The organism is Aeromonas sp. QDB63, from assembly GCF_027707425.1.
In the GTDB taxonomy this organism is placed as follows: Bacteria; Pseudomonadota; Gammaproteobacteria; order Enterobacterales; family Aeromonadaceae; genus Aeromonas; species Aeromonas caviae.
Genome location: NZ_JAPCIS010000046.1, coordinates 1 through 24,563, shown reverse-complemented (window position 1 = coordinate 24,563; position 24,563 = coordinate 1). Strand labels below are relative to the sequence as shown.

Sequence of the window (24,563 nt, the reverse complement as noted above, 5' to 3'; positions counted from 1 at the left end):
TGGACGGCGCCGATGAGGCCAAGTTCCTGGCCGGCAACGGCACCCCGAGTGCCGGCGCACTGGGCAGCCTCGCCATCACCGAGGGCGGCGCCTGGACCTACCAGGTCGACAACAGCAAGGTGCAGTACCTGGGCGAGGGGGAGACCAAGGTCGAGACCTTCACCGTGCAGTCTGTGGATGGCACCAGCCATACCGTCTCGGTCACCATTATCGGCACCAACGATGCGCCTACACTGAGCATCGACAAGGGGGCCGTGGTCTCCGAAGAGGGGCTTGCCGGCGGCATTGCCGATACGTCAGGCAGCAGTGATACCACTGACCGCGTGGCTGCAAGCGGCAAGATCACGGTCGGCGACGTCGATAGCCAGGATAGTCTGACCATCAGCCTGAATGGGCCGGCGGGTCTGACTTCCGGGGGGGCTACGGTGCAGTGGAGCTGGAATGCTGCCACCAAGGTGCTGACCGGGTATACCGGCACACCGGGTGGTACCGACTACAAGACTGTCATGGACGTGAAGCTGACCGCGCCGGTTGGTGGCAGCAAGGGTGAGTGGAGCTACGATGTGACCCTCAAGGCCCCGGTTGACCATCAGAATCCAGATAATGAGGATGTAAAAGACATCAAGATTGGTGTGACCGTATCGGATGGCAAGACAAGTGCCTCTAGTGACCTGCTCATCTCGGTCGAGGACGACTCGCCGGTGGCAGGCGACATGGATGCCGTGGCCGTGACCAGAACGAACATCCCTGACACCCTGACTGGTCTGTTCGATCTGACCAAATACAGCGGCAATCAGGCCACCCTGAATGCGAACGGCTTCAGCATCACGGCGATGGGCTTCACTTCGGCAACCGACTCGACGCTGATTGCGGCGAGCGTCAATGGCTCCAGCTCGGGCTTGGGAGTGGCCAGCAGTGAGGCGCCTTACCACAACCTCGCCAATGAAATTGACTTCCGTCACTTTGCTGATGGCTACTCCGTCTCCGAGCGACTGATTGTCACGCTGGATGCGGGCAAGGTTGCCTACGGCGCCAACATCAAGTTCAGCAAGATGTTTGGCGGCGAGCTGGAGAGCGGGGTCGTGGAGTTCTACCGAGACAACGCATTGATTTCCACACTTTCATTCAGATCGGATGCAGCGGGCGGAGAGTTCAACCAGAACTTCCAGGTGCAGCAGGGTGGCTTCGATACCATGGTGATCAAGGCGACCAACAACGGCAACACCAATATCTCCGACAACAGCGACTTCACCGTACAGAGCATCGAGTTCCTCGGTGCCAACACGGCGCAGGCCATCGCCTATGGTTCGGGTACGGTTGCACCGCAATGGGGGGCTGATGACAAGGGGCATATAGCGCTTTTGGGATCCAATGAAGTGGGTTTGATGACAGCTACTGGTAAAGAGATCTCAATTTCCAGCAAAGCAGGTCTACCCAATACCCTGTATGGCGAAGCCAGTGACGGCACTTTGGTGTTCAGGTTGGAGTTCACCCCGACCACCGGTAAGTGGGAGTTCTTCCAGTACCAGAACATGTCCAAACCCCTGGGAGATGGCGACATCGACTTCCAGATCCGGGTGGTGGATGGTGACGGTGACGCCAGCATTGGCTCCTTTGCCACCAAGCCTCTCTTCACGCCGCTGGTTCAGGGTGTCTCCAGCGAGAGCGTGACTGAAGGGGGCAACCTGTTGCACAAGGTCACCTTGTCCGATGCGACCCAGGAAGCGACCGAATACGATTTCGCCATTCGCGGATCGGGCAACAACCCCGCCTCCAACCAGGACTGGGGCAATGCCCAGTTCAGCAACGGCGTGACCTACAACAGCACCACCGGCAAGATCACCGTGCCGGCGGGCGTGACAGACTTCACGGTGACCATCCCGACGGTGAACGATCGTCTGGTCGAGACGAACGAGACCCTCTCGGTGACCATCGGTGGTCAGAGCGGGACCGGTACCATAGTGGACAATGATCGGGCGCCGATGGCGGCTGGCGGCCACAGCGTCGGTGCCGAAGATCAGCCCCAGGTGCTGACCTGGTCCCAGTTTGGTGCCAGCGATGATCAGGCTGCGAGCGATCTCAGCGTGAAGATCGGCACCCTGCCTCTCAGTGGCAAGCTCGAGTATCTCAATGCCGCGGGTCAGTGGGTGACCGTCTCGAGCGGTGCCCTTATCTCTTATGCCGAGGTGAACGCAGGTCATCTGCGCTTCGTGCCAGGTCTGAACGAATCGAGCACCCATGCCGCCAACGGCAACGGCGCCGTGGTCGGCAACATGAAGGGCGACTATGCCAGCATCGGCTATCAGATAAGCGACGGTGCCAACCTAAGCAACGGCAGCAAGCTGGTGATCGATGTGGCGGCGGTGGCCGACAAGCCCACGGTCAACGTCACCCTGATGGGGAATGGCATGCCGTCTTACAGCCAGAGCTTCCCGAGCGCGGGGATCTCCACGGGCCAGTTCCAGTCCGGCAACTTCGACAAGGGGGCCCTCGGGATCACCAAGACCCTGACCGATAGCACTTCTAGTAAGGACTCCGTGGTGGGCGGTGATGGCAACGACTACATCGTGAGCCAGAAGGGGGGCGGCGACCACTTCGTCGGTGGCAACGGCAATGACGTGCTGGTCGGTGGCAACTCAGTGTCGGGCGATACCCTCGACGGCGGCGTTGGAAATGACATTCTGGTCGCTGGGTTGGGTGGCGATACTCTCTATGGCGGTGCTGGTGATAAAGATATCGCTGTACTGTCCGGCAACCGTGCCGACTACGCCATCACAAAGGGCAGCGGATACTCGATCAATGATCGCTGGTTCAACTTCTCGGTCACGGAGAAGGGGGTCGGTATCACCAAGGCGCTGCACGACGTGGAGTATGTCCAGTTCGCCGACGGTGTCTACCAGATCAATCAGGATACGGGCGTGCTGACCCTGGTGCAGCCGGTGGTGGTCGATTATCCGCTGGAGGTGAGTGCCTCCCTGAGCGATCGGGATGGTAGCGAGCAGTTCGACAGCCTGGTGCTGAGCGGCATGCCGCAAAACACCCTGCTCTACAACGGCAACCAGCGGCTGGGCACCGCTGGAGCCGACGGCAAGATCACCCTCACCGCCAGCAGCGGTCTGTGGAGTGCGAGCGCGCTGGATGTGAAGCTGAGCGGGCTGACCCTGCGAGTCCCCGGTAACAGTGCCGGCCAGGTCGATCTCAAGGTTGAGGCTATCGCCAAGGAGGTGGGGACCGATCAGACCAGCTCCGCCACCGACGATGACAGCATCCGCCTGAGCTACTTCAATGCCACCGAAGGTGAACCTGGCGATCAGAACCGGACCTATGGCAGTGAACACAATATCGTGGTGGGGGATCTGGACGGCAGCGTGGTGTTGCCCGGCCAGAACTACAACCTTGCCTTTATGGTCGACAGCTCCGGCAGTATCGGCAGCGATGCCATGAAGACGATAAAGACCCAGCTGGATAAGATTTTCTCCAGCCTCAAGACCAGTGCGGGTAGCGAGGGTGCCGGTACTGTCAACATCATGCTGGTTGACTTCGATACCCTGTCGAACGCCAGCATCAGTGTGAATCTAAAAGACAGCAATGCCCTGAGCCAGCTGCAGTCGGTAATCAACTCCATGAGCAGTGGGGGCGGTACCAACTACGAGGATGCGTTCAAGACGGTGGCCAACTGGTTCAGCAGCTCGACCGTTCAAAGCAACACCAATGCGAAGAACCTAACCTACTTCATCACCGATGGTAAGCCGACCTATTATCTCGGTAGTGAAGGTTCTAATCCGAGGGTGTTGAATTACTGGGGTAGCAGCTATGACGTCTATCTCAACGACGTTATCGGCAGTACATATGTTCCCGGACGCGTCTATAGCGCTGATGGATATACCATTATTGATAGCGCTGGCAATGTGTATGTTAATGGCCGATATAACAACCCGGTCGGCTATATGCGCCCGGATGGTAAGGGTAGGTACACCTACTCGACTCTGGACGGCGATGGTGACTATACCTCCAGCACGACTATCAGCAACTCGGTGGCAGGCTTTGCCTTGCTTACCGCCATGGGGATTTCGGTAGAGGCTATCGGTCTGGGTGCCAACATCTCCTACGAAGACCTCAAGTCCTATGACTCGGACGGCGTCATCATGACCGGTGTCAATGCCAGCGATCTGGCCAATGCCATCCTGGGAACGCCGATCAACAACCTGCCTGGCAGCGACCGGATCGATGGCGGGGCCGGTGACGACATCCTGTTTGGCGACGCGGTACGCTTCACCGGCATCAGCGGGGAAGGGTATGCGGCCATCAAGCAGTATGTGAGCGGCAAGCTGGGGGCAGGGTCGGTGACCGATGCCCAGGTGCACGCCTACATCACGGATCATGCCAGCGAGTTCGATCAGTCGTCGACCAATGACAAGGGTGACACCCTCCTCGGCGGTGATGGCAATGACATCCTGTTCGGTCAGGGGGGAGATGACTTCCTGTACGGCGGTGCCGGCAACGACACCCTGTTCGGTGGTAGCGGCCACGATCGCCTCTATGGGGAGAGCGGCAACGATCGCCTCTATGGTGGCAGTGGCAACGACACCCTCTATGGCGGTACCGGCAACGACATATTGAGCGGCGGGCTGGGCAACGACATCCTGATCGGGGGGGCCGGCAACGACATCCTCATGGGGGATGCAGGTGCCGATACCTTCACCTGGCTGAAGGGGGATACCGAGGCTGGCAAGGTGGCCAAGGACTACATCGTCGATTTCAGCAAGTCGGAAGGGGACAAGCTGGATCTGAGCGACTTGCTCGACAGCGATGGCAGCAAGAGCGAGAGCTCCCTGAAGAGCCTGCTCTCGGTGTTCCAGGACAGCGAAGGGGTGCATCTGCAAGTCAAGGAGAGCAGTGCGGCGCCGGTGACCCAGGAGATAGTGCTGATGAACCACACCTTCGACTCCCTGACGGGGGGCTCGGGGACCACGGCGAACCAGGTGATCGATTACATGTTAAATCCGAACAATCACATGCTGGATATCGACAAGTAATCCGGCCAGGGGATCAGAAAGCGGCAGAGCAATCTGCCGCTTTTTTTTGGTTCATCGCGGCTTTCCGGGGAAGGCCGCCTTGATTTTCAGAAAAAAGTATTCTGAGTCCCTAAATCCATATGCCATACGCTTTATCACTTTGATCTTGTTGTTCACCCCTTCCAGCACACTCGTGTGCATCGGGTAGTTTGCACTCGCCAGGATCCCCCGCATATATTTCGATAAATTTCGACCAAATCGTTGCAGCGGCGCTAGCCCGCTTTCCTTCACCTGCCGCATCCAGCTCCGCCATCGTTGCCATCCTTCCCACACGCTCGGCGCATACCAGATGCCCTTCAACGCCTCTTTCAGCACGTACACCATCGCCAGCGGTTGATTCGCCGCCAACAGCTCCTGCAACGTCACATCCTGTTTTTCACTCAGCTTCGCCCGATTACGTAGCAGCAACCAACGCGCACTTTTGACCACTTTTCGCGCCGGTTTATCGCTTTTCAGTGCATTCGCCTGCTCCACTCGCACCCGGTCCACCACCTCTCGGCCATAGCGAGCCACCACGTGGAACAGGTCGTAGACCACCTCCGCCTGCGGGCAGTGTTGCTTCACCTCCAGGTCGAACGCCGTGTTCATGTCCATCGCCACCGCCTCAATCTGCTGGCATCGCTCGCCGAGCTGCTCGAAGAAGGGACGGATAGCGGCCCGGCTGTTGCCGTGCCCCACCCACAGGACGCGGGTTCGCTCGGCATCCATGATCACGGTGGCATAGCGGTGTCCCTTGTGCAGGGCAAACTCATCCATCACCAGCCGCCGCACCTCCCCAAGTTCGATGGTGCCCACACTGGTCTGCAAACGGCGCTTGTCGATCTCCTTGATGGTGTGCCAACCGACCCCGGTGAGCTGGCTGACATGGCGGATGGGGAGGTACTGAACGAGCGCTTCAATCCAGCACTGCATGCGCCGGGTGAGGCGGGAGCCAGAGGGGAGCCAGTCGATATGTTCACTGACGCGACCACAGCGCAGACAGTCGACGCGGCGAACAGGCAGTTGTAACCAGACTTGTCGGTCAAATAGGTCTCGCTCACGCACCCGGCGGATACGTTGGTCGTGGATCAATGGCGTGGGTTGCAGGCATCGGCGACAACGGGGCAAGAAGTCGGCGCGAGGCTCAAGGGTAAACAGGGTGTGATGGTTGGCAGAAAGCGCTTGGGCGATGACGGTATAACCTGGCCAGAAGGAGGCAATATCAATATGATGCACGGCGACAGCAGGGTGATGGTGGTGGTGTGTTTGGAGACAGCCAGTTTACCAGCACCCTGTCTGTCAACTTCCACTTCCCCAAGATCCCGCGAAGAACCTTTTTTTTATGCGCGTCCTCCGCGTCTGGGGAGGAACTGTAAGAGGAAAGGGAACCCGGGAGCCGGGTAAAGCGAGGGCGCCAGCTCGAAGGAGAGGCGCCCCAGCGATCCTGTGACAGACATGGCTCAGCGGTCAGGCACTGACCCTGGCGAGGCGGGAGCCGCGCTGGAAGCAGTTGGCCAGCAGCAGCAAGGTGGTGACACCGACGGTGCCGAGCACCAGCCAGGGCAACCAGGGTTGCCCCTGGGCCATGGCGTAGTCGTGCAGGGCACCGCCCCCCACGTAACCCGTCATGCCCCCGAGCGCCAGCCCCAGTCGGCTGAAGCCCATGTAGCTGCCCCGCGCCCCCGGTTGTGCCAGCTTGGTCATCAGGGTTTCCCGCGCCGGCTCGGCGATGACGATGCCGAGATAGAAGCAGGCGAGCAGCAGGAAGACGGCGGGCAAGGTGGTGGCAAAGGCCACCAGCCCGATCCCCGTGGTCATCAGCAGCACCCCCGCCATCAGGCGGTTCTCCAGCTTGAAGTGGCGCTCGCCGAACCGGGCAAGGGGGTAGAGCAGGGCCAGGGAGATGGCCGTCTCCAGGGTATACATCCAGCCCACCGCCGTGGTGCTGCCTGCCATCTGTTTGACCAGGATGGGGAAGATCAGCATGACCTGCACCCAGAGCGCGTAGTAACCGCTTAAGATCAGCACCAGTCGGCAGAAGGCCTTGTCCGCCAGCACCTGGCCGAGGCCGTCCCGGATCGGCGTCGGACGCACCGAAAGCTTGTAAGGGGGCAGGATCAGCAGGTTGCACAGGGCGGCGCAGACGAACAGGCCGGCACCCAGCAGGCAGACATATTCAAAATCGAAGTTGAGCAGCCAGCTGCCGAGCAGGGCTCCCACCACGGCGCCGGCGCTCTCCAGCATCATCAGCAGGGAGATGTAGCGACCCCGCTCCCGTGGCCGGGTGAACTTGATCACCAGGGCGGCGCGGGGGGGATCGAACAGGCAGCCACCCAGCCCCGAGATGATGCAGGAGAGGATCAGCTCCAATCCGCTCTGGGCATAGGCCAGGCTGGCAAACCCCAGCGCCCGCAGCAGCATGCCGTAGACGATGAGGGGGCGCGCCCCGAACTTGTCGGCGAGGGAGCCGCCAAAGACCCCCAGCCCTTGCTGGGTAAGCTGACGCAGCCCCAGTGCCAGTCCGACCACACCGGCGGCCCAGCCCAGTTGGTCGACGAAGCGCAGGCTGATCATGGGCATCACCACGAAAAAGCCCAGGATCACCAGCAGGGAATCCAATGCCAAGAACCACCGCCCCAACCGCCTCGCCCGATCCACCATGACCCTGATACCTCTGTTTGCTTCGCTGATATTGTTGTCTTTCTTGCCCGAACGGCGCCGTCACCAAACAGAGCCAAGGAGGGTGACAACTCCCTGGCTCGGTGGCGTTCAGCCGGTTCATGACGATTGATGCTGCTATTCTGGTGGGGCTCCAGATATAGTGGTAGCCGACAACTGGCTATATTTCATATTGGATTTGGTTATGGCTATGACCCTCGACGATTTGCAACTGCTGCTGGATGTGGCCAACCGTGGCAGCTTCAGCAAGGTGGCCGCCATTCGCGGCTGGTCACAACCCATGGTGAGCCAGCGCATTGCCGTGCTGGAGCAGGAGCTGGGCCAGTCCCTGTTCCGTCGCCATCGTCGGGGGGCCACCCCGACCCCGGCCTGCGAGCAGTTTCTGCCTGCCGCGACTGCGGCCCTGAGCGCACTGGAAGGGGGGCGGTTGGCGATGCAGGGGGCGCCTGCATTGCCGCGGATCCGGCTCTCCTGCCTCCCCTCCCTGACCACGGCGGTGTTCGGCCCCCTGCTGCTGGCCCTGGTGGACGAGACCTTCGAGATCCGCTGCAACACGGATCACTCTGGCATCATCATGCAGGAGTTGCTGACCGGCGAGACCGACGTGGGCTTCATTCTCAAGTGCCCTGCCATCGCGGGCATCCAGCTCGAACTGCTTTACCGTTCCCCGATCATCGCTGTGGCCTGCGCCACCCACCCGCTGGCCGGGCGGCAGGGGCTGACCCTGCAGGACATCGCCAACGAGCGGCTGGCCCCCCAGCAGTGGGGGACGGGCTGCGACGAGCTGATCCTGCAGTTGCGCCTGCTGCGCCAGGTGGCGAGCCCGCTGCACGCCATCCAGCCAGCGAGTGCGGCGCGGGAGCTGGCGCTGGAGCACGGCTTCATCACCCTGATGCCGGCGCTCGCCATCACCCGGGATCTGGAGTTCGGTCGCCTGGTGAAGCTGGACGTGGTGGATCTGCCACCGGATCACTGGGACGTGATGATGGCCTGGCGCAGCGGCAAGCGCCCCAATCCCGCCAAAGAGCGGGTGCTGGAGGCGGCCCGTACCCTTGCCCGGCGCTGGTCGGGCAAGCGGACATAAAAAAGCGCCGGACCAGGCCGGCGCTCTTCGCTTATTCCCCTTGATGCCCGCTCAGACTCAGTAGCTGGCCTTGAGGGTGACGCCGGAGAAGGCGCTGAACCCGCTCAGCTGCACGTGCCAGGTCCCCGCCTTGGGGGCGTTCAGAGTACAGGTTTCGGCATTGCCGCTCTTGTAGGGGCGGCAGTCATAGCTGCTGGCGGTCGGCGCGCTGCCGAACTTTACGTAGAGATCCGCATCCCCGCTACCGCCGCTGCTGGTCACCACCAGCTGGCTTCTGCCGGCGGGCACCTCGACGGTGAAGTTCAGCTTGCCCCCCTTGGCGGCGGTGAGATTGCTCACCGGTACCCCGTTTTGCAGCACGCTGCCCGGTTGGGGCGTGGTGCCGCCGCAGGTGGCATTGACCCCGACGGCGGTGAAGGCGGCTGCCACGTCGCTCACGCTGTAGCCGAGATCCGTGGCGGCCTTGGTCACCCCGCACGCCCCCTGATCGAAGGTGGTGTTGGGGCCCCAGTAGAGGCGGTTGGCCAGCACGAACACCTCGAACGCCTTGCGGGTTTGCCAGCCGCTGGTGTTGGCCAGCAGGTAGAAGGCGCGGTTGTAGACCCCGGAACTGTGGTGTACGTCGATGCCGTCATAGTAATCGCTGGCGTGGCCGATGGACTTGCCGTCCCGGGCCGGGTCCTCGAAGTAGCGCAAGGAGCCGTTGCCCTTGAAGATCTGGGCCCCCACCAGCCAGTCGTTGCTGCCCTTCATGTAGTATTCGGCCGCTTCCCCCGCCATGTCGGAGAAGGCCTCGTTGATGCCGCCGGACTGACCGGAGTAGACCAGTCCTGAGTTCTGCTCGGTGAAGCCATGGCTCACCTCGTGGGCCGCCACATCCAGGCTTACCAGTGGATAGAAGGTGGTGGCCCCGTCGCCGAAGGTCATCTGGCTGCCGTCCCAGAAGGCGTTCTCGTAGTTGCGGCTGTAGTGCACTCGCATCTTGAGCTTGAAGCTCAGCGGCGCCGTGTTGTACCAGTTGCGGTACATGTCGAACACCACGTTGCCGAAGTAGTGGGCATCGTTGAGAGGAGAGTAGGCACCGTTGATCTCCTTGACCGTGTTCTCCGGGCAGGTGAACTGGTGGATGGTGCCCCCCGTGGTGCCGTGATTCATGTTGAGGGTGTCCACATTGGTCCCCGTCATGCGGCAGTTGTCATCCACCTGAAGGGGGCCAAAGTCGGCGCCGTAGAAATACTTGCCGGTCTTGACGTTGCCCCCCTGGCCGGTGGCGTCCTTGTGGTTGATCCCCTCCCAGCGTTTGAGCTCGCTGCCGGTCTGGGCGTCGATCATCACGAAGGGGCGGCTCGGTTCCTTGCTGGCGGCGAGCCAGGAGACCAGATAGACCAGTCTGGCCTGGTCGGTCTCATCCTGCATCACGAACAGCTTGACCTGTTCGTTGCTCCCCTTGGCACCGCTGCGAGCCTGGCGTGCGGCGTCGCTGGCGGAGAGGGCAACGGCCGGGCCCGTCAGGTCGGCATCGATCTTGCGCAGCATGGTGCCGGACACCTGATTGACCTGGCCCCCCAGCGCCTGATCGGCCACCAGGACCTGGCCCCACACTGGAATCCCCTGCCAGGTCTGCTCATAGCGTATCCGCTGCTGGCCATTGGGCAGCGTTACCGCCCGCACCTTGCGAAACTCGCCATCCCCGGCGCCAAGGGCGCCAATCTTGGCGGCGCCGCTCACCGCACCGGCCAGATCGGAGACCTGGTTCACTTCCACCTGTTCTGCCGCCATGGCGGCGCTTCCCCAGCAGGCCAGCATGACGGCCAAATAGACTTTGTTCATCTCGTCTTTCCTTAGTCGATGAAGATTACACGCCGGGTCCGTTGCCCGGCGCTCTTACACTAGTGGGAAGGGGGAAAATAACGGCCTGTCATTTGTCACAGGGCAGCGAAAACAGGTAGCACGATTCACTTTTACAGCGCCAATCATCCACGAATACTGGTAATGGCAGCATGTTGAACCGCTGTGAGGGGTGATTGATGACTTTGGGATCAAGGTGCCCGCATGGGGATCGCCATATGGGGGTTGCCAGCGGGGAAGCCGGTTGAAAAGTCCTTGGCAAACAAGGGATTGATTGACTACATTGGCTCCCATGACGGCAGATGGCCGGAGTGGAACCGGGGAGGAGTGGCGATGTTTTCATGGCAACTGGATGACGAGCTGGCGCTCCTGTTCCTGCAACCCGACATGGCCAGCGAGCTGTTTCGCCTCTGTCAGCGCAACCGCGACTACCTCTCCCAGTGGCTGCCCTGGGTGCCCCACATCCAGCAGCCCGCCGACAGCGCCACCTTCATTCGCCACGCCATCGAGAAGTTTGCCCGGGGGGAGGGGCTGACCACGGCCATCGAGTATCAGGGGGAGGTGGTCGGCGTCATCGGTTACAACCAGATCGATCAGGATCTCGGCAAGGTGACCATCGGCTACTGGCTGGCGGAGCGCTGGCAGGGGCACGGCATCATCACCCGGGCCTGCCAGGCCCTGATCCATCACGCCTTCGAGGAGATGGGGATGGAGAAGGTGGAGATCAGCGCCGCCCTCGAGAACGAGACGAGCCGGGCCGTGTGCGAGCGGCTGGGAATGACCCAGGAGGGGATCACCCGGCGGGCGGAGCGGCTGGCGGACAGGGTGGTGGATCACGTGCACTACGGCCTGCTGCGGGACGAGTGGCTGAGGCTGAGGGATCTCTGATGACCCTTCTGTCCGCTTCCAACCTCCTGAGGGCGAGATGACGACGCTGCCCCACATTGTCACCCCCCGCACCCGGCTGACCGTGCTGACCCCGGAGCGGGCCTGCCTGATGGTGGATTTCTATCTGCGCAATCGCGCCCATCTGTCCCCCTGGGAGCCCAGGCGGGAGGAGAGCTTCTACACCCTCGCCCACTGGCAGACCCGCTTGCGCGACGGTTACGGCCACTATTTCGAGGGCAGTGCCGTGCAACTGGTGGCGCTCGATCCCAGGGGGGAGCGGGTGATCGCCACCTGCAATTTCACGAACATTGTGATGGGCATGTTCAAGGCGTGCCACCTGGGCTATGCCATCGACAAGGAGCACGAGGGGCAGGGCCTGATGCAGGAGGTGGTGGCCGCCGGCATCGATCACCTATTCCGGGAGCGGGGCCTGCATCGCATCATGGCCAGCTACATGCCCGCGAACCTGCGAAGTGGCGCGCTCCTCGAACGGCTGGGGTTCGAGCAGGAGGGGTACGCTCGGGACTATCTGATGATCAACGGCCGCTGGGAGGACCACGTCCTCACCGCGTTCATCAACCCCGCTGGCTAGCAGAGCCGTTGTCGAAAGGGAGGCTGGCGGGTGACCGCCATCGCTTTTTCACTGCAAGATCGCACTATCTGTACGCCTCTCATACCCCTGGGGATAAAAGCGTGTAAAATTGCGCCCTGAATTTTCCCGGCCGGCAGACGCAGGCCGCGACTCCATACATGCAAGGCAGACATTGTGACAGAAGTAGATAGATTCGCGGACATTCGCCCCTATCGCGATGAAGAAGTACCGGCTGCCATCGAGCGGCTGATCCAGGATGACGAGTTTATCGGCGCCATCGCCAAATACCGCTTCGGTTCCCTGATGAGCTGGCTGGGCTGGGCCATTCGCCCGCTGATCCGCCAGTTCCTGCGCCACAAGTGGGCCAAGGTCAGCACCATCCATCAGGTACAGATGGGGGTGACCCGCTACATGACCCGGATGATCGCCACCTCCACCCAGGGGGTGAGCTTCTCCGGGCTCGAACACCTCAAGAAGGAGCAGGGCTACCTGTTCGTCTCCAACCACAGGGACATCGCCATGGATCCGGCGTTCGTCAACTGGGGGCTGCACACCCACGGGTTCGATACCGTGCGCATCGCCATCGGCGACAACCTGCTGCGCAAGCCCTGCGCCACCGAGCTGATGAAGCTCAACAAGAGCTTCATCGTCAAGCGCTCCGCCAAGGGACCGCGGGAGATGATGAAGGCCCTCGGGGAGCTGTCGGCCTACATCGGCCAGTCGGTGCACGAGGGGCACTCCATCTGGATCGCCCAGAAGGAGGGGCGCGCCAAGGACGGAGATGACAAGACCGATCCTGCCATCCTCAAGATGTTCTACGTGGACGGCAAGAAGCAGAAGATCGATTTCGTCGACTACATGCGCAGCCTCAACATCGTGCCGGTGAGCATCAGCTACGAGCTGGATCCCACCGACAAGGCCAAGGCGCGCGAGCTCTACGAGAAGTCGGTCAACGGCAGCTACGAGAAGGGCGAGTTCGAGGACATCGAGAGTATCGTCGCGGGCATCGTCGGCCAGAAGGGGCGGGTACATGTCTCCTTCGGCGCCCCCATCACCGAGGGCTTCAGCGATCCGGACGAGCTGGCGGCGCTCATCGACAAGGCGATCTGGAGCAGCTATCGCCTCTTCCCGGGCAACTACCTCGCGGCGGATGTGCCCGGCAAGGCCAGCACCATAGAGCAGAGCGCCTTCCTGACTCGCCAGTCCGAGGTGCCACAAGAGCACAAGGCCATCTGGCGCGCCATGTACGCCAAGCCGGTGGAAAACGCCGGCAAGGTTTGAATGGCACCGCTTTGAGCGGGTGATGGAAAAAAAACGGGAGCAGATGCTCCCGTTTTTGCGTCTGGTCAAAGTCGGGGGAGATTGGGTAGTGAATAATATTGTTTCAACTGGTACGATCATCGGGTGAATGGGCGAGTATCTCTTGGCAGGGGCGGACGAGTATGCAACAGTGACTCGGCGCCATCGGCTTGGAAGCGACAGCGCCCCCGTCTGCACGGATGGCAGACGAGACGATAAAAGGACCTTCAATGGTCCTTTTTCATTGGTGCACAAAGATAGACCACAGATATACCTAAGGATGCGAACCTCATGATCACCGGCAGTCTGGATACCTTGCAACGCACCCCCTTGCCCGCCCCCCTGAACCGTATCGTGGCCGAGGTGGTGCAAAGCGTCGAACGCTGGCTGCACGCCCCCCTCGGCAAGCAGGAGGTCGACGGCCTCACGCTGTTTTGCCTTGTGAGCGAGGATCTGACAGAGCCGGTGGCGGATCGCCGGGGCGAGTTTCATGAGCAGTATCTGGACATCCAGCTGCTGCTGCGCGGCGAGGAGTGGATCGGCGTGGGCCCTCACGCCTACAGCCGGGACGGTGCCGACCATCCTCACCCCGATCTCTGGTTCGTCGATGACGAGCAGACCAGTTATCTGGCGTTGCAGCCCGGCGACTTCGCCATCTTCTGGCCGGGAGAACTGCATCGCCCCCTCTGTACCCTGACGACCCCAGGTCCGGTCAAGAAGCTGGTCGTCAAGGTTCACCAGTCGCTGCTGACCGGCGCCTGAGTGGCAACCGGGGCCTGGAGTCCCGAGTGATTGGGCCAACAGAGGCCCGTTGCGAATCGCTGATTCGACGCGCGCGCCAGACGAACGGTCTGCGCCCAACGATTTGAAAAATTGGACGCACCCTCCTGCGACCATAAGCCCCCGGCAGGGGAATCCCATCCATCGCTGGATGACACGACACTGTCGGCGTAAAGCCGAAGCACAGGAAGATGTAGAACATGAGCAAGTTGGTATTGATCCTTAACTGCGGTAGCTCTTCCCTGAAATTTGCCGTAATGGACGCTGAAACGGGCGAGGACATGCTGTCCGGCCTGGCCGAATGCTTCAATCTGGATGACGCACGTATCAAATGGAAACTCCACGGGGTCAAGGGCGACGCCATGCTGGGCGCCGGTGCCGCGCACCAGGAAGCCCTCGACCACATCGTGGGCCACATCCTGCCCCAGGATCCCGCCCTGGCCGATCAGCTGGTCGCCATCGGCCATCGCATCGTGCACGGCGGCGAGCAGTTCTCCCGCTCCGTGCGCATCGATGAGGGCGTGATCGCCGGCATCGAGGCCGCCATTCCGTTCGCCCCCCTGCACAACCCGGCGCACCTCATCGGCATCCGTGCCGCCCTCAAGGTGTTCCCGGCCCTGGCCGACAAGAACGTGGCCGTGTTCGACACCGCCTTCCACCAGACCCTGCCAGAGGAAGCCTACCTCTACGCGCTGCCCTACAAGCTCTATCGCGAGAACGGCATCCGTCGTTACGGCGCCCACGGCACCTCCCACCGCTTCATCGCCGAAGAGACCGCCAAGGCGCTGGGCAAACCGCTCCATGAGCTCAACATCATCAACTGCCACCTGGGCAACGGTGCCTCCGTCTGCGCCATCAAGAACGGCGAGTCCGTCGACACCTCCATGGGGCTGACCCCGCTGGAAGGGCTGGCGATGGGCACCCGTTCCGGTGACATCGACCCTGCCATCGTCTTCTTCATGCACGACAATCTGGGTTACAGCGTGGACAAGATCAACCAGGTGCTGACCCGCGAATCCGGCCTGCTGGGCATGACCGAGGAGAGCAGCGACTGCCGCTACGTCACCGGCAACTACGCCACCGACGCCGGTGCCAAGCGTGCACTGGACGTCTTCACCTATCGCGTTGCCAAGTACGTCGGTGCCTATGCTGCCGCCATGGATGGTCGCCTGGACGCCCTGGTGTTCACCGGCGGCATCGGCGAGAACGCCGCCATGGTGCGCGAGATGGTGCTGGCCCGACTGGCCCTGCTCGGCTTCAAGATCGACAAGGAGGCCAACAACGCAGCCGTGCTGGGCGGTGAAGGCCCCATCACCGTCGAAGGCAGCCGTCTGGCCCTGGTGATGCCCACCAACGAAGAGCTGGTGATCGCCCGTGATGCCCTGAGCCTGGTCGGCTAAGGCACCCTCTGGTGATGACAACGCCCGGCCCCTGCCGCAATGCTGTTCAGATAAGCACATTTTTGACTAATTATTCATAAATGCGACTTGAGTTGGGGGAGCAAGGCTGTTTCCAGTCGATGTTCCTTCAGCCTTTATCCAGCGTGGCTTGCAATAGAAAGAGGGAGGCATCATGCCTCCCTCATTTTTTAGCCCTGATACTACGTGGACTGGAACTCAAATTCTCTTAAGTGAACAGCATTGCGGCCCCTGCCGGGCGTTGTCGTTTCGGCAATAGTGATCGGCCTGTCATTTGACATGGGGGACCAGATGCGTACCCTGACCGCTGTGTGACATTGCGGAGGTAACGATGAAAGAGATGTTTTTCAACTGGTTGTCAGGCCTGGGGGTCGATGTGACCCCCATGATGGCCCTGGTGATCGCCCTGGGGTTCATCGTGCTGACCGCCATGGTGCTGCACCTGGTGCTGCACCGCATCCTGCTGGTGCGCCTGGTGGGGCTGCTTGGCAAGACCAAGCAGATGTGGCTGCCTCCCCAGTTGCAGCAACGCCTCTTCTACCGGCTCGCCTTCGTGTTCCAGGGGGCCGTGCTGCTCGGTCAGGCGGAGATCTGGCTGCCCAAAGCGTCCGAGAGCCTGGCGCTTATCGAGTTGCTGGCCCAGCTCTGGATCCTGCTGTTCCTGCTGCTGGCCCTGTTCGCCCTGCTCGACTGCCTGCTCTCCCTGAGCCGCCATACCCGGCTTGGGCGGGATCTGCCCCTGCGCGGCATCTTCCAGGGGGTGAAACTGGTGGCCAGCATCCTGGTGGGCATCCTGATGATCGCCCTGCTGCTCGGCAAGTCGCCGCTCTTCCTGTTCAGCGGCCTGGGGGCCATGACCGCGGTCCTGATGCTGGTGTTCAAGGACCCCATCCTCGGCCTGGTGGCGGGTATCCAGCTCTCCGCCAACCGCATGCTGAGCGTCGGTGACTGGCTGCAGATGGACAAGTACGGGGCGGACGGCGAGGTGACCGACATCGGCCTCACCACGGTCAAGGTGTCGAACTGGGACAAGACCATCACCACCATCCCCACCTATGCCCTCATCTCCGACTCCTTCAAGAACTGGCAAGGGATGACCGAATCCGGCGGGCGCCGCATCAAGCGCAGCGTCAACATCGACATGACCAGCGTGCGCTTCCTCACCTCGCAGGAGCAGTTGCAGCTCAAGCAGGCCAGGTTGCTGGCACCCTACCTCAGCCGCAAGGAGCAGGAGCTCAGCAGCTACAACCAGCAGCTCAGCGATGCCATCAGCTGCCCCATCAATGGTCGCCACCTCACCAACCTCGGCACCCTGCGCGCCTATCTGGACGCCTACCTGCGGGCCCATGCGGGCATTCGCAAGGACATGACCCTGATGGTGCGCCAGTTGGCACCGACCACGGACGGCCTGCCGCTGGAGATCTACTGCTTCACGGCGACCACCGCCTGGGCCGAGTATGAAGGGATACAGGCTGATATTTTCGACCACATATTTGCGATAATTGAGCAATTCCATCTGCGTTTGCATCAGTCGCCAACCGGTTATGATATGCACAGTTGGAAAAACGGCTGATCCCGCTTATGACAAGGTGCCGTGGCGCAGCGCGGCACCGTATTTAATCTCCGACCCGTCAGCACGTGGCGGTTGAAATTTGCATGGCAGAGGAGAAAAATGGCGGCCTTCTCTTCGCCCCGGGCGCGCCCGTCGCCTCCGCGCTGGCCAGAGTGCTGAACCACCCCCTTTATCACAGGAAAGTTATGAAGCTCCTCCACAACACGGCGGCCGCACTGTGCTGCTCCCTGATCCTGGCCGCCATGCCCGCCCTCGCCATCGAATATGCCCTGCCCGCAGCCAACAGCCGCCTGGTGGGGGAAAACCTGGACTACGTGGTGTCCCCGGAAGAGGCGGGCCAACCCCTGGAAGCGGCAGCGGCCAGATTCCAGCTCGGCTTGACCAACATGCTGGAAGCCAACCCCAAGGCAGACCCCCTGCTGCTGCAGGCGGGCGAGAAGCTGGTCGTGCCGCATCAGCTGATCCTGCCGGATGCCCCCCGTGAAGGCATCGTACTGAATGTCGCCGAGATGCGCCTCTACTACTACCCCAAAGGCAAGAAGGTGGTGGAAGTGCTGCCGATTGGCATCGGCCAGCTCGGCACCGACACCCCGGAAGACTGGGTGACCAGCGTGCAGCGCAAGAAGGCGGGCCCGACCTGGACCCCGACCGCGAAGATGCACGCCGAGTACGCCGCCCGTGGCGAGACCCTGCCTGCGGTCTGGCCGGCCGGTCCGGACAACCCCATGGGGCTGTTCGCGCTCTACATCGGCAAGATGTACGCCATCCACGGCACCAACGCCCAGTTCGGCATCGGCCTGCGGGTGAGCCACGGCTGCGTGCGTCTGCGCAACGACGACATCGAGTACCTGTTCAAGCAGGTCCCGGTCGGTACCCGCGTCCAGTTCGTGAACCAGCCCATCAAGGCCTCTGTCGAGCCGGATGGCCGCCGCTACCTGGAAGTGCACCAGCCTCTCTCCCGCAACCAGGAGGAGTTCAACTCCAGCCTGCCGGCCCCGCTGCCCATGTCCACCGCCGTGACCCGCTTCATCGCCCACGCGGACAGCGACTCCCAGTTGGTCAAGCAGGCCCTGGAGCAGCGCAGCGGCATGCCCATCGCCATCAACCGCTGATCCCGCCCGTCGGTATTCCGAGCCCCGGCCACTGTCGGGGCTTTTTTATGGCGCGGGGGAGGGGATCATCAGGGTAAACCCTTGGCAGATCGGGATAAAATCCGGCCTTATTGCAATTGAGTGGTTGCTTGGTTAGGTGTTAAACGTTTTCCATGTGTTTTTTATTTGTTAAAAGTGGTTGTGGTCCGGCGATCTGCTGATTACTCTAGGCCGGTTTTTTTAAGGAAGAGTCCGTCGCAAGAACGGGCACAGACGTCACATAACGGAGTTTTGAATGACAGCTAGCACCCCCATGCTCATCACCTTTCTGGTGTACATCCTCGGGATGGTGTTGATCGGCTTCATCGCCTATCGCGCCACACGTAACTTTGACGACTACATTCTCGGCGGCCGCCGGATGGGGAGCTGGGTGACCGCCCTCTCCGCCGGTGCCTCCGACATGAGTGGCTGGCTCCTGATGGGCCTGCCTGGCGCCGTCTTCATCGGCGGCATCTCCGAGAGCTGGATCGCCATCGGCCTCATCATCGGCGCCTACTTCAACTGGCGCTGGGTGGCCGGTCGGCTGCGGGTTCACACCGAGAAGAACCGCAACGCCCTGACCCTGCCGGACTATTTCACCTACCGCTTCGAAGACAAGAGCCGGGTGCTGCGCATCCTCTCCGCCCTGGTGATCCTGCTGTTCTTCACCATCTACTGCGCCTCCGGCGTGGTGGCCGGTGCCCGCCTGTTCGAGAGCACCTTCGGCATGAGTTATGACACCGCCCTCTGGATCGGTGCCGCGGCCACCATCACCTACACCTTCTTCGGCGGCTTCCTCGCGGTAAGCTGGACCGACACCGTGCAAGCGACCCTGATGATCTTCGCCCTCATCCTGACTCCTGTGTTCGTCATCATCGCCGTGGGCGGCATCGACACCGCCATGGTGCAGGTGGCGGCGCAGAACGCCAGCAACCTCGACATGTTCAAGAACCTGGACTTCATCGCCATCATCTCTCTGATGGCCTGGGGCCTGGGCTACTTCGGCCAGCCCCACATCCTGGCGCGCTTCATGGCGGCGGACTCCCACCACTCCATGGCCAGCGCCCGTCGCATCAGCATGACCTGGATGGTGCTGTGCCTGGGTGGCGCCGTGGCCATCGGTTTCTTCGGCCTGGCCTACTTCTCCACCTTCACCGAGCAGGCGGGCGGCGTGACCGCCAACCCGGAGCGCGTCTTCATCGAGCTCTCCAAGATCCTGTTCAACCCCTGGATTGCCGGCGTGCTGCTCTCCGCCATCCTAGCTGCGGTCATGAGTACCCTCAGTTGCCAGCTGCTGGTCTGCTCCAGCGCCATCACCGAGGATCTCTACAAGCCCTTCCTGCGCAAGAACGCCTCCCAGAAAGAGCTGGTGTGGGTCGGCCGCGCCATGGTGCTGCTGATCGCTCTGGTGGCCATCGCCGTCGCCACCAACCCGGAAAACCGGGTGCTGGGGCTGGTGAGCTACGCCTGGGCCGGTTTCGGTGCCGCCTTCGGCCCCGTGGTGCTGCTCTCCGTGCTCTGGTCCCGCATGACCCGCAACGGCGCCCTGGCGGGCATGCTGGTCGGTGCCCTGACCGTCATCATCTGGAAGCAGTTCGGCTGGCTGGGTCTGTACGAAATCATCCCGGGCTTCCTGTTTGCCACCCTGGCCATCGTGCTGTTCAGCCTGCTGGACAAGGCCCCCTCCAAGGCCATGCAGGATCGCTTCGCAGAAGCCGAGCAGGAGTTCCAGAGCCCCATGGCAGACGCCATCGCGGCAAAATAACCCCCGCCTCGACGACAAAAGCCCCGCAACTGCGGCAATGCTGTTCACTTAAGAGAATTTGAGTTCCAGTCCACGTAGTATCAGGGCTAAAAAATGAGGGAGGCATGATGCCTCCCTCTTTCTATTGCAAGCCACGCTGGATAAAGGCTGAAGGAACATCGACTGGAAACAGCCTTGCTCCCCCAACTCAAGTCGCATTTATGAATAATTAGTCAAAAATGTGCTTATCTGAACAGCATTGCGCAACTGCGGGGCTTTTTAATGGGCAAAACATGCCCATGGCAGGGATTAGGCGGGGCGCCTGCCCAGTCGCTGCACATCCTGGCGGGCGGCGGCCCCGGCCTGGGCAAGCCAGCGCTGGCGGGCCCCCTCATCCGAGGTGTGGACGGGCCCCAGATGCTGGCGGTGGGTCAGCCGGATACCGCACAGCCCCAGCACTGGCTTGTCCAGGGTGCGCTCCAGGGGGGCTCCCTGCCACCAGCGGTAATACCAGGGGGGGCTGTCCATGGTGAGCAGCAGGCGCGCCGTCTTGCCGGCGAGCAACTGCTCCGGGTGCGCCTTCCCCGGCTGGTAGCGAAAGGCGAAACCCGGCAGCAGGGTGCGATCCAGCAGCCCCTTGAGCCGGGCTGGCAGGTGGCCCCACCAGACGGGGGCGACGATCACCAGATGGTGGGCTTGCGTCAGGCTCTGCTGCACCGCCTGCAGATCCGGTTCGAGGGGCTGCACCTCGTCATAGGCATGGTGAAGATCCGGCGCGAAGGCGAGCTCCCCCACGTGATGCAGGGTGACGCGCGCGCCCCCTTGCTCGGCACTGCGGGCATACTCTCGGGCGAGGGCGTGGCAGAGGCTGTCGGGTTTGGGGTTGCCGTTGAGAACAAGCAGGTTGGGGGTCATGGTATGGCTCCTTGAAGTGAGCCCCCATTACACCCCTTGTCCCATGGGACAGAGTCAAGCCACCTTTTGACCCCGATCCGCGGCGGCGGGATGATCCCGCCCGTCTGGGGATTGCCGCGCCGGGGCGCCATAGCGGCAGGGGTGCTGCGCCAGCAGCGTGGCGCACTGGCTCAAGCCCTGATGCTGGCGTTGCAGCCTGGCGACCTCCGCCTCGATCTGCGCCAGCTTGTCCGCGATAAGCTGCTCCACCTTCTGCCAGGGGAAGTGGTCGAGGCTGGTGACGTCCGCGAGCAGGGGAACCAGCTCCCCGAGCTTGCAGCCAAGCCGCTGGGCCTCGCGGATAAAACCGACCCACTCCAGATCCTCGGCCCGGTAGACGCGATACTTGCCGCGCCGCCTGGGCTCTGGCAGCAGCCCGATCTGCTCGTAGAGACGGACCGCCTTTGGGGTGGTGCCCGCCAGCCGGGCAAATTCGCCGATATACATGGTGCTGCTCGCAAAGGTTGTTCGAGTAGGGGCTCACTATAGGTTAGTGGCAGGGGGGAATGCATCCCCACGGAGGAGGGGCAGTCGGCGCAGTACAGGGATGATAACGCTGTGGTTCTGGAGCTACATAGCCGCGTCCCTGGCACGGCACAGGAGCAGTGTATTGCGCCGACTGCGCTCTGGATATGGCGATGCTCCATCGAATGTGAGGGCCTTGCACCCGTCCGGCCGAGGCGGGTGCAAGGCCGCGCTGACCCCTGATGGGGCCAGAACGGGTGTAAATGGACTGGTGATCGCCACTATAAGAGAAAATGTGGTCATCCACGGAGAACCAATAAATTCCATTTATAGTGATTCTGTCTAACCAGACAGGGCCCTGGGTGGCCAAAAGTGGTTCCCTCAGGGGATTTTCCGATCCTGAAGGAGGGGGGGAATATCTCTATTTGTAGGTCTGATTAGGGAAGGTGCGAATAAGTCATATGGCACGAGAGCATTTAATGGTAACCCATTGATATTAAATGACTAAAATTTTCATTTTTTGTTCGTGGGATACTTGTTCGCACTTTCCCAAGCCCTCCGATGCCATATCGGCTCTTGAAGCTGGCTGAGGGTCATGGGTAATCAGGAACGTTTTAATCATATTTAAAATCATCCTTTGATTGAATAATTATTTAATTCATGACTTGTTGTCCTTGCCAATGATGAATTGTCATCTTTTTAGTAAGTAATGATCACCGACCCCGCACTGCGCCTTGCCTCGCCGTGATAAACCGCTTCGATATTATTGCCGTCCGGATCGAGGACAAAGGCGGCGTAATAGCCGGGGTGATAAACCCGCTCGCCGGGGGCGCCGTTATCCTGGCCGCCATGGGCCAGGGCTGCCTGATAGAAGCGATCGACTGTGGTCCGGTCCTGCGCCTGGAAGGCGAGGTGATGGCGACCGGTCAGTGCGCCGAGCGCTGCCGGGCTGTCGATGGATGTGACAAACAGCTCGTCAGCCCAGAAGTAACCCTCACCCGCGCCGCCGATTGGCACATCAAGGGTGGCCAGTATGGCCCTGTAAAAGCGCTCGCTGGCGGTCAGGTCTTTCACCACCAGTTGGAGATGGTCGATCAGCCGACCCCGATGCAGTGTGTGCGTTTCCATACATTCACTCCACTCGACATGGTTGAATCAGTTACTTACCTCTTGCCGGTTGTGCCCTTTGGCGACGCTACCGCCCTGAATGTCAGCTTCCAGCTTGCTGCGATTGACCAAAGGGGCGTGGTTGGCATGGCTCATGGGAGACTCCGACGAGGCGTGTGTTGCCAATTGGCTATATTAACGGCCCGCGAGCGAAGGGGAAGGAGGAAATGGCGAATTGCCGGGCAAGATCAACAAATGGAGGCCAGCCCGAAAGCCTGGCGTCCGGGCTGGATTGGCGAGAGGGGGCTGGGGATAGGTAAAAGGGGGCGAGTGGTCACCTGTCGGTGACCCTCTTGCTGCCTGTACGGGAGTGGTTGCCCGGCCCCTGGCCGGGCGGGGGATCAGTTGCCCGGGATCTCGCTGCAGTTGAGGGTGGGCTGACCGTAGCGCTCCAGCATGGCGTCGCTCCCCTTGGTCCAGAGGGTGAGGTTTTGCCCCTCGTACCGGGCGCCGCTGGCGCTGGGGGTCTCATAGGCGAGCACCTGCTGCTGGTCGTTCCCCTCGCTCAAATTGATCATGGCGGCGGGCCGCTTGGCCTCGTTGTAGAAGTAGGTGGAGAGGGTGACGCTCTTGCCGCAGTGGTAATCGACCGGCGTCGGCACCCTCAGCTGGCCGCCTTTTATCTGTAACTCGGTGATCCGCAACTGGTAGCTCTCTTCCACGCACTGGCGCAGGTTGCCCGCCTTCCAGCAGTCGTTGCGCCCCTTGATCCAGCCGCGCTGGATGGCGCGCTCGCTCTTCTGCTGCTCGGGGGAGAACCCGGCAATCGCCTTGGGATAGAGGGCTGACAGCTCGTTATCCAGCGCAGCCAGTCCGGCATCCTTGCAGATGAGGGTTTCGGCGGCGCCTTTCGCCTTGGCGCACTCGAAGGACGGGGTGGCCGCCGCGGCCAGCAGAGGGGAAAACAGCAGGGTTCCAAGCAAGATCTTGTTCATCGACAGGGCTCCAACAGGGGGCATGATGCCCCGTGACCAGAGCACACTTTACACCCGAAGGAGGCAGGAGCACCCCGTGTTTTTGGGTGGCGGGCGGCCCTGCATGGCAATCAGACGCCGGCCAGCGCCAAGGTCTGGCGGCTGCGCCACAGCCGCTCGTGGAAGAAGAAGACGACGGTATTGATGGCAGGCTCGATCAGTGCCATCACGCCGCCGGTGAGCAGCTCGCCACTCAGCAGGTAGGCGACACCGAAGGCCACCGAGAAGTGGACCAGGGCGAAGCTGCTGGTCTTGGCCTGCAGGCTGTGTTCAGGCTTGAGCTTGTGCCAGCCAAGGTCGTGGAAGTAGAAGGCGACCGTGTTCACGGCGGGCTCGATGAGGGCGATCAGGCTGGCGGTGAGCAGTTCGCCGGTCAGCAGGTAAGCCACGGTGAAGGCGACACTGAAGTGCAGGATGGCGAAGCTGATGGTCTTTTTCATGGTGGTGTCTCCTCTGGCGATGAAGGCAGTATCACCCAGAACCCCATCAAGTGAAAATCATTCTCATCTATCGGCGAAATAGAAAATGCCTATCGACCGGGGGAGGCCCCACCAGATTGGGAGTTGCCTGGGACCGCAACGGCGCTAGAGTGTGCCTTTTGCCATGAAAAAGGAGCTTTCATGACCATCAACTCCAACCTGTTTGTTCTCTTCATGCTGCTGCTGATGATCGTCGTCGGCGTGGTGGCCTGGCGACTGGCCCGGCGCAAGAGCCGCCACCCGGGGCTTGTCACCTTCCTGTGCGTGTTGCTCTGCCTGGTGCCGCCCCTTGCCCTGCTGGCGCTGCTCATTCTGGCGCTCTGGCGGGACATGCCCGCAGGCGCCGATGCCAGGCAAGCCTAAATAGCTGTTCCGAATAGTAGATCACCGGAGGAAGGGAACTCAGTCCAGTTTGTGCGATCTGATTAGTCGCTA

General features: G+C 61.5%; 19 protein-coding genes. 11 read left to right on the top strand and 8 right to left on the bottom strand.

From position 1 onward, the window contains the following. On the top strand, positions 1 to 5,036 hold a 5,036-nt coding region (locus PG879_RS19225; protein WP_270830579.1), incomplete at its 5' end, for a VCBS domain-containing protein. Positions 5,037 to 5,087: 51 nt separating this feature from the next. On the opposite strand, the gene PG879_RS19220 is transcribed toward PG879_RS19225, so the two are convergent. Next, a complete protein-coding gene (locus PG879_RS19220) occupies positions 5,088 to 6,290 on the bottom strand; it encodes an ISL3-like element ISAeme19 family transposase (protein WP_216987104.1) in 1,203 nt (400 codons plus the stop codon). A gap of 231 nt (positions 6,291 to 6,521) precedes the next feature. Further along, entirely contained in the window at positions 6,522 to 7,715 is a 1,194-nt protein-coding gene (mdtH, locus tag PG879_RS19215) for a multidrug efflux MFS transporter MdtH (protein ID WP_109112754.1), read from the bottom strand. A gap of 202 nt (positions 7,716 to 7,917) precedes the next feature. Here mdtH and PG879_RS19210 point away from each other — a divergent pair, with 202 nt between their 5' ends. Next, on the top strand, positions 7,918 to 8,817 hold the full coding sequence (locus tag PG879_RS19210) for a LysR family transcriptional regulator (RefSeq protein WP_029314793.1): 900 nt from the start codon (positions 7,918 to 7,920) through the stop codon (positions 8,815 to 8,817). 57 nt (positions 8,818 to 8,874) lie between these two features. On the opposite strand, the gene PG879_RS19205 is transcribed toward PG879_RS19210, so the two are convergent. Beyond that, positions 8,875 to 10,647, bottom strand: a complete 1,773-nt coding sequence (locus PG879_RS19205; protein ID WP_109112753.1) for a M4 family metallopeptidase — start codon at positions 10,645 to 10,647, stop codon at positions 8,875 to 8,877. Between the two features lie 351 nt (positions 10,648 to 10,998). On the opposite strand from PG879_RS19205, the gene PG879_RS19200 reads away from it, so the two are divergent. The 8 genes from PG879_RS19200 (at position 10,999) to putP (ending at position 20,110) form a co-directional block, all read left to right on the top strand. After that, the gene (locus PG879_RS19200; protein WP_109112752.1) at positions 10,999 to 11,553 is read left to right on the top strand and encodes a GNAT family N-acetyltransferase; all 555 of its coding nucleotides are present in this window, start codon (positions 10,999 to 11,001) and stop codon (positions 11,551 to 11,553) included. Between the two features lie 37 nt (positions 11,554 to 11,590). Next, a complete protein-coding gene (locus tag PG879_RS19195) occupies positions 11,591 to 12,145 on the top strand; it encodes a GNAT family N-acetyltransferase (protein ID WP_109112751.1) in 555 nt (184 codons plus the stop codon). Positions 12,146 to 12,319: 174 nt separating this feature from the next. Beyond that, complete coding sequence (locus PG879_RS19190; RefSeq protein WP_042016043.1) at positions 12,320 to 13,426, top strand: 1-acyl-sn-glycerol-3-phosphate acyltransferase; 1,107 nt, start codon at positions 12,320 to 12,322, stop codon at positions 13,424 to 13,426. A 309-nt stretch (positions 13,427 to 13,735) separates the two neighbouring features. Continuing rightward, on the top strand, positions 13,736 to 14,206 hold the full coding sequence (locus PG879_RS19185; protein WP_010675526.1) for a YhcH/YjgK/YiaL family protein: 471 nt from the start codon (positions 13,736 to 13,738) through the stop codon (positions 14,204 to 14,206). Positions 14,207 to 14,424: 218 nt separating this feature from the next. After that, positions 14,425 to 15,624: an acetate kinase gene (locus PG879_RS19180; protein WP_041215759.1), complete on the top strand. Its 1,200-nt coding sequence runs from the start codon at positions 14,425 to 14,427 to the stop codon at positions 15,622 to 15,624. 349 nt (positions 15,625 to 15,973) lie between these two features. After that, a complete protein-coding gene (locus PG879_RS19175) occupies positions 15,974 to 17,215 on the top strand; it encodes a mechanosensitive ion channel family protein (RefSeq protein ID WP_010675524.1) in 1,242 nt (413 codons plus the stop codon). A 185-nt stretch (positions 17,216 to 17,400) separates the two neighbouring features. Continuing rightward, a complete protein-coding gene (locus PG879_RS19170) occupies positions 17,401 to 18,327 on the top strand; it encodes a L,D-transpeptidase family protein (protein WP_010675523.1) in 927 nt (308 codons plus the stop codon). 274 nt (positions 18,328 to 18,601) lie between these two features. Beyond that, complete coding sequence (gene putP / locus PG879_RS19165; RefSeq protein WP_045525661.1) at positions 18,602 to 20,110, top strand: sodium/proline symporter PutP; 1,509 nt, start codon at positions 18,602 to 18,604, stop codon at positions 20,108 to 20,110. Positions 20,111 to 20,398: 288 nt separating this feature from the next. On the opposite strand, the gene PG879_RS19160 is transcribed toward putP, so the two are convergent. From PG879_RS19160 to PG879_RS19140, 5 genes are all read right to left on the bottom strand, one after another. Then, on the bottom strand, positions 20,399 to 21,004 hold the full coding sequence (locus PG879_RS19160) for an NAD(P)H-dependent oxidoreductase (RefSeq protein WP_109113276.1): 606 nt from the start codon (positions 21,002 to 21,004) through the stop codon (positions 20,399 to 20,401). Between the two features lie 54 nt (positions 21,005 to 21,058). Then, positions 21,059 to 21,490, bottom strand: a complete 432-nt coding sequence (locus PG879_RS19155; protein WP_109113277.1) for a MerR family transcriptional regulator — start codon at positions 21,488 to 21,490, stop codon at positions 21,059 to 21,061. Positions 21,491 to 22,207: 717 nt separating this feature from the next. Then, positions 22,208 to 22,636: a VOC family protein gene (locus tag PG879_RS19150; protein WP_264786907.1), complete on the bottom strand. Its 429-nt coding sequence runs from the start codon at positions 22,634 to 22,636 to the stop codon at positions 22,208 to 22,210. A 380-nt stretch (positions 22,637 to 23,016) separates the two neighbouring features. Next, the gene (locus tag PG879_RS19145) at positions 23,017 to 23,610 is read right to left on the bottom strand and encodes an MliC family protein (RefSeq protein ID WP_109113173.1); all 594 of its coding nucleotides are present in this window, start codon (positions 23,608 to 23,610) and stop codon (positions 23,017 to 23,019) included. 110 nt (positions 23,611 to 23,720) lie between these two features. Then, complete coding sequence (locus PG879_RS19140) at positions 23,721 to 24,089, bottom strand: DUF2061 domain-containing protein (RefSeq protein ID WP_048206987.1); 369 nt, start codon at positions 24,087 to 24,089, stop codon at positions 23,721 to 23,723. Between the two features lie 180 nt (positions 24,090 to 24,269). Between PG879_RS19140 and PG879_RS19135 the strand changes: the two genes are divergently transcribed. Then, positions 24,270 to 24,491, top strand: a complete 222-nt coding sequence (locus PG879_RS19135) for a hypothetical protein (protein ID WP_109113174.1) — start codon at positions 24,270 to 24,272, stop codon at positions 24,489 to 24,491. Positions 24,492 to 24,563: the final 72 nt, after the last annotated feature.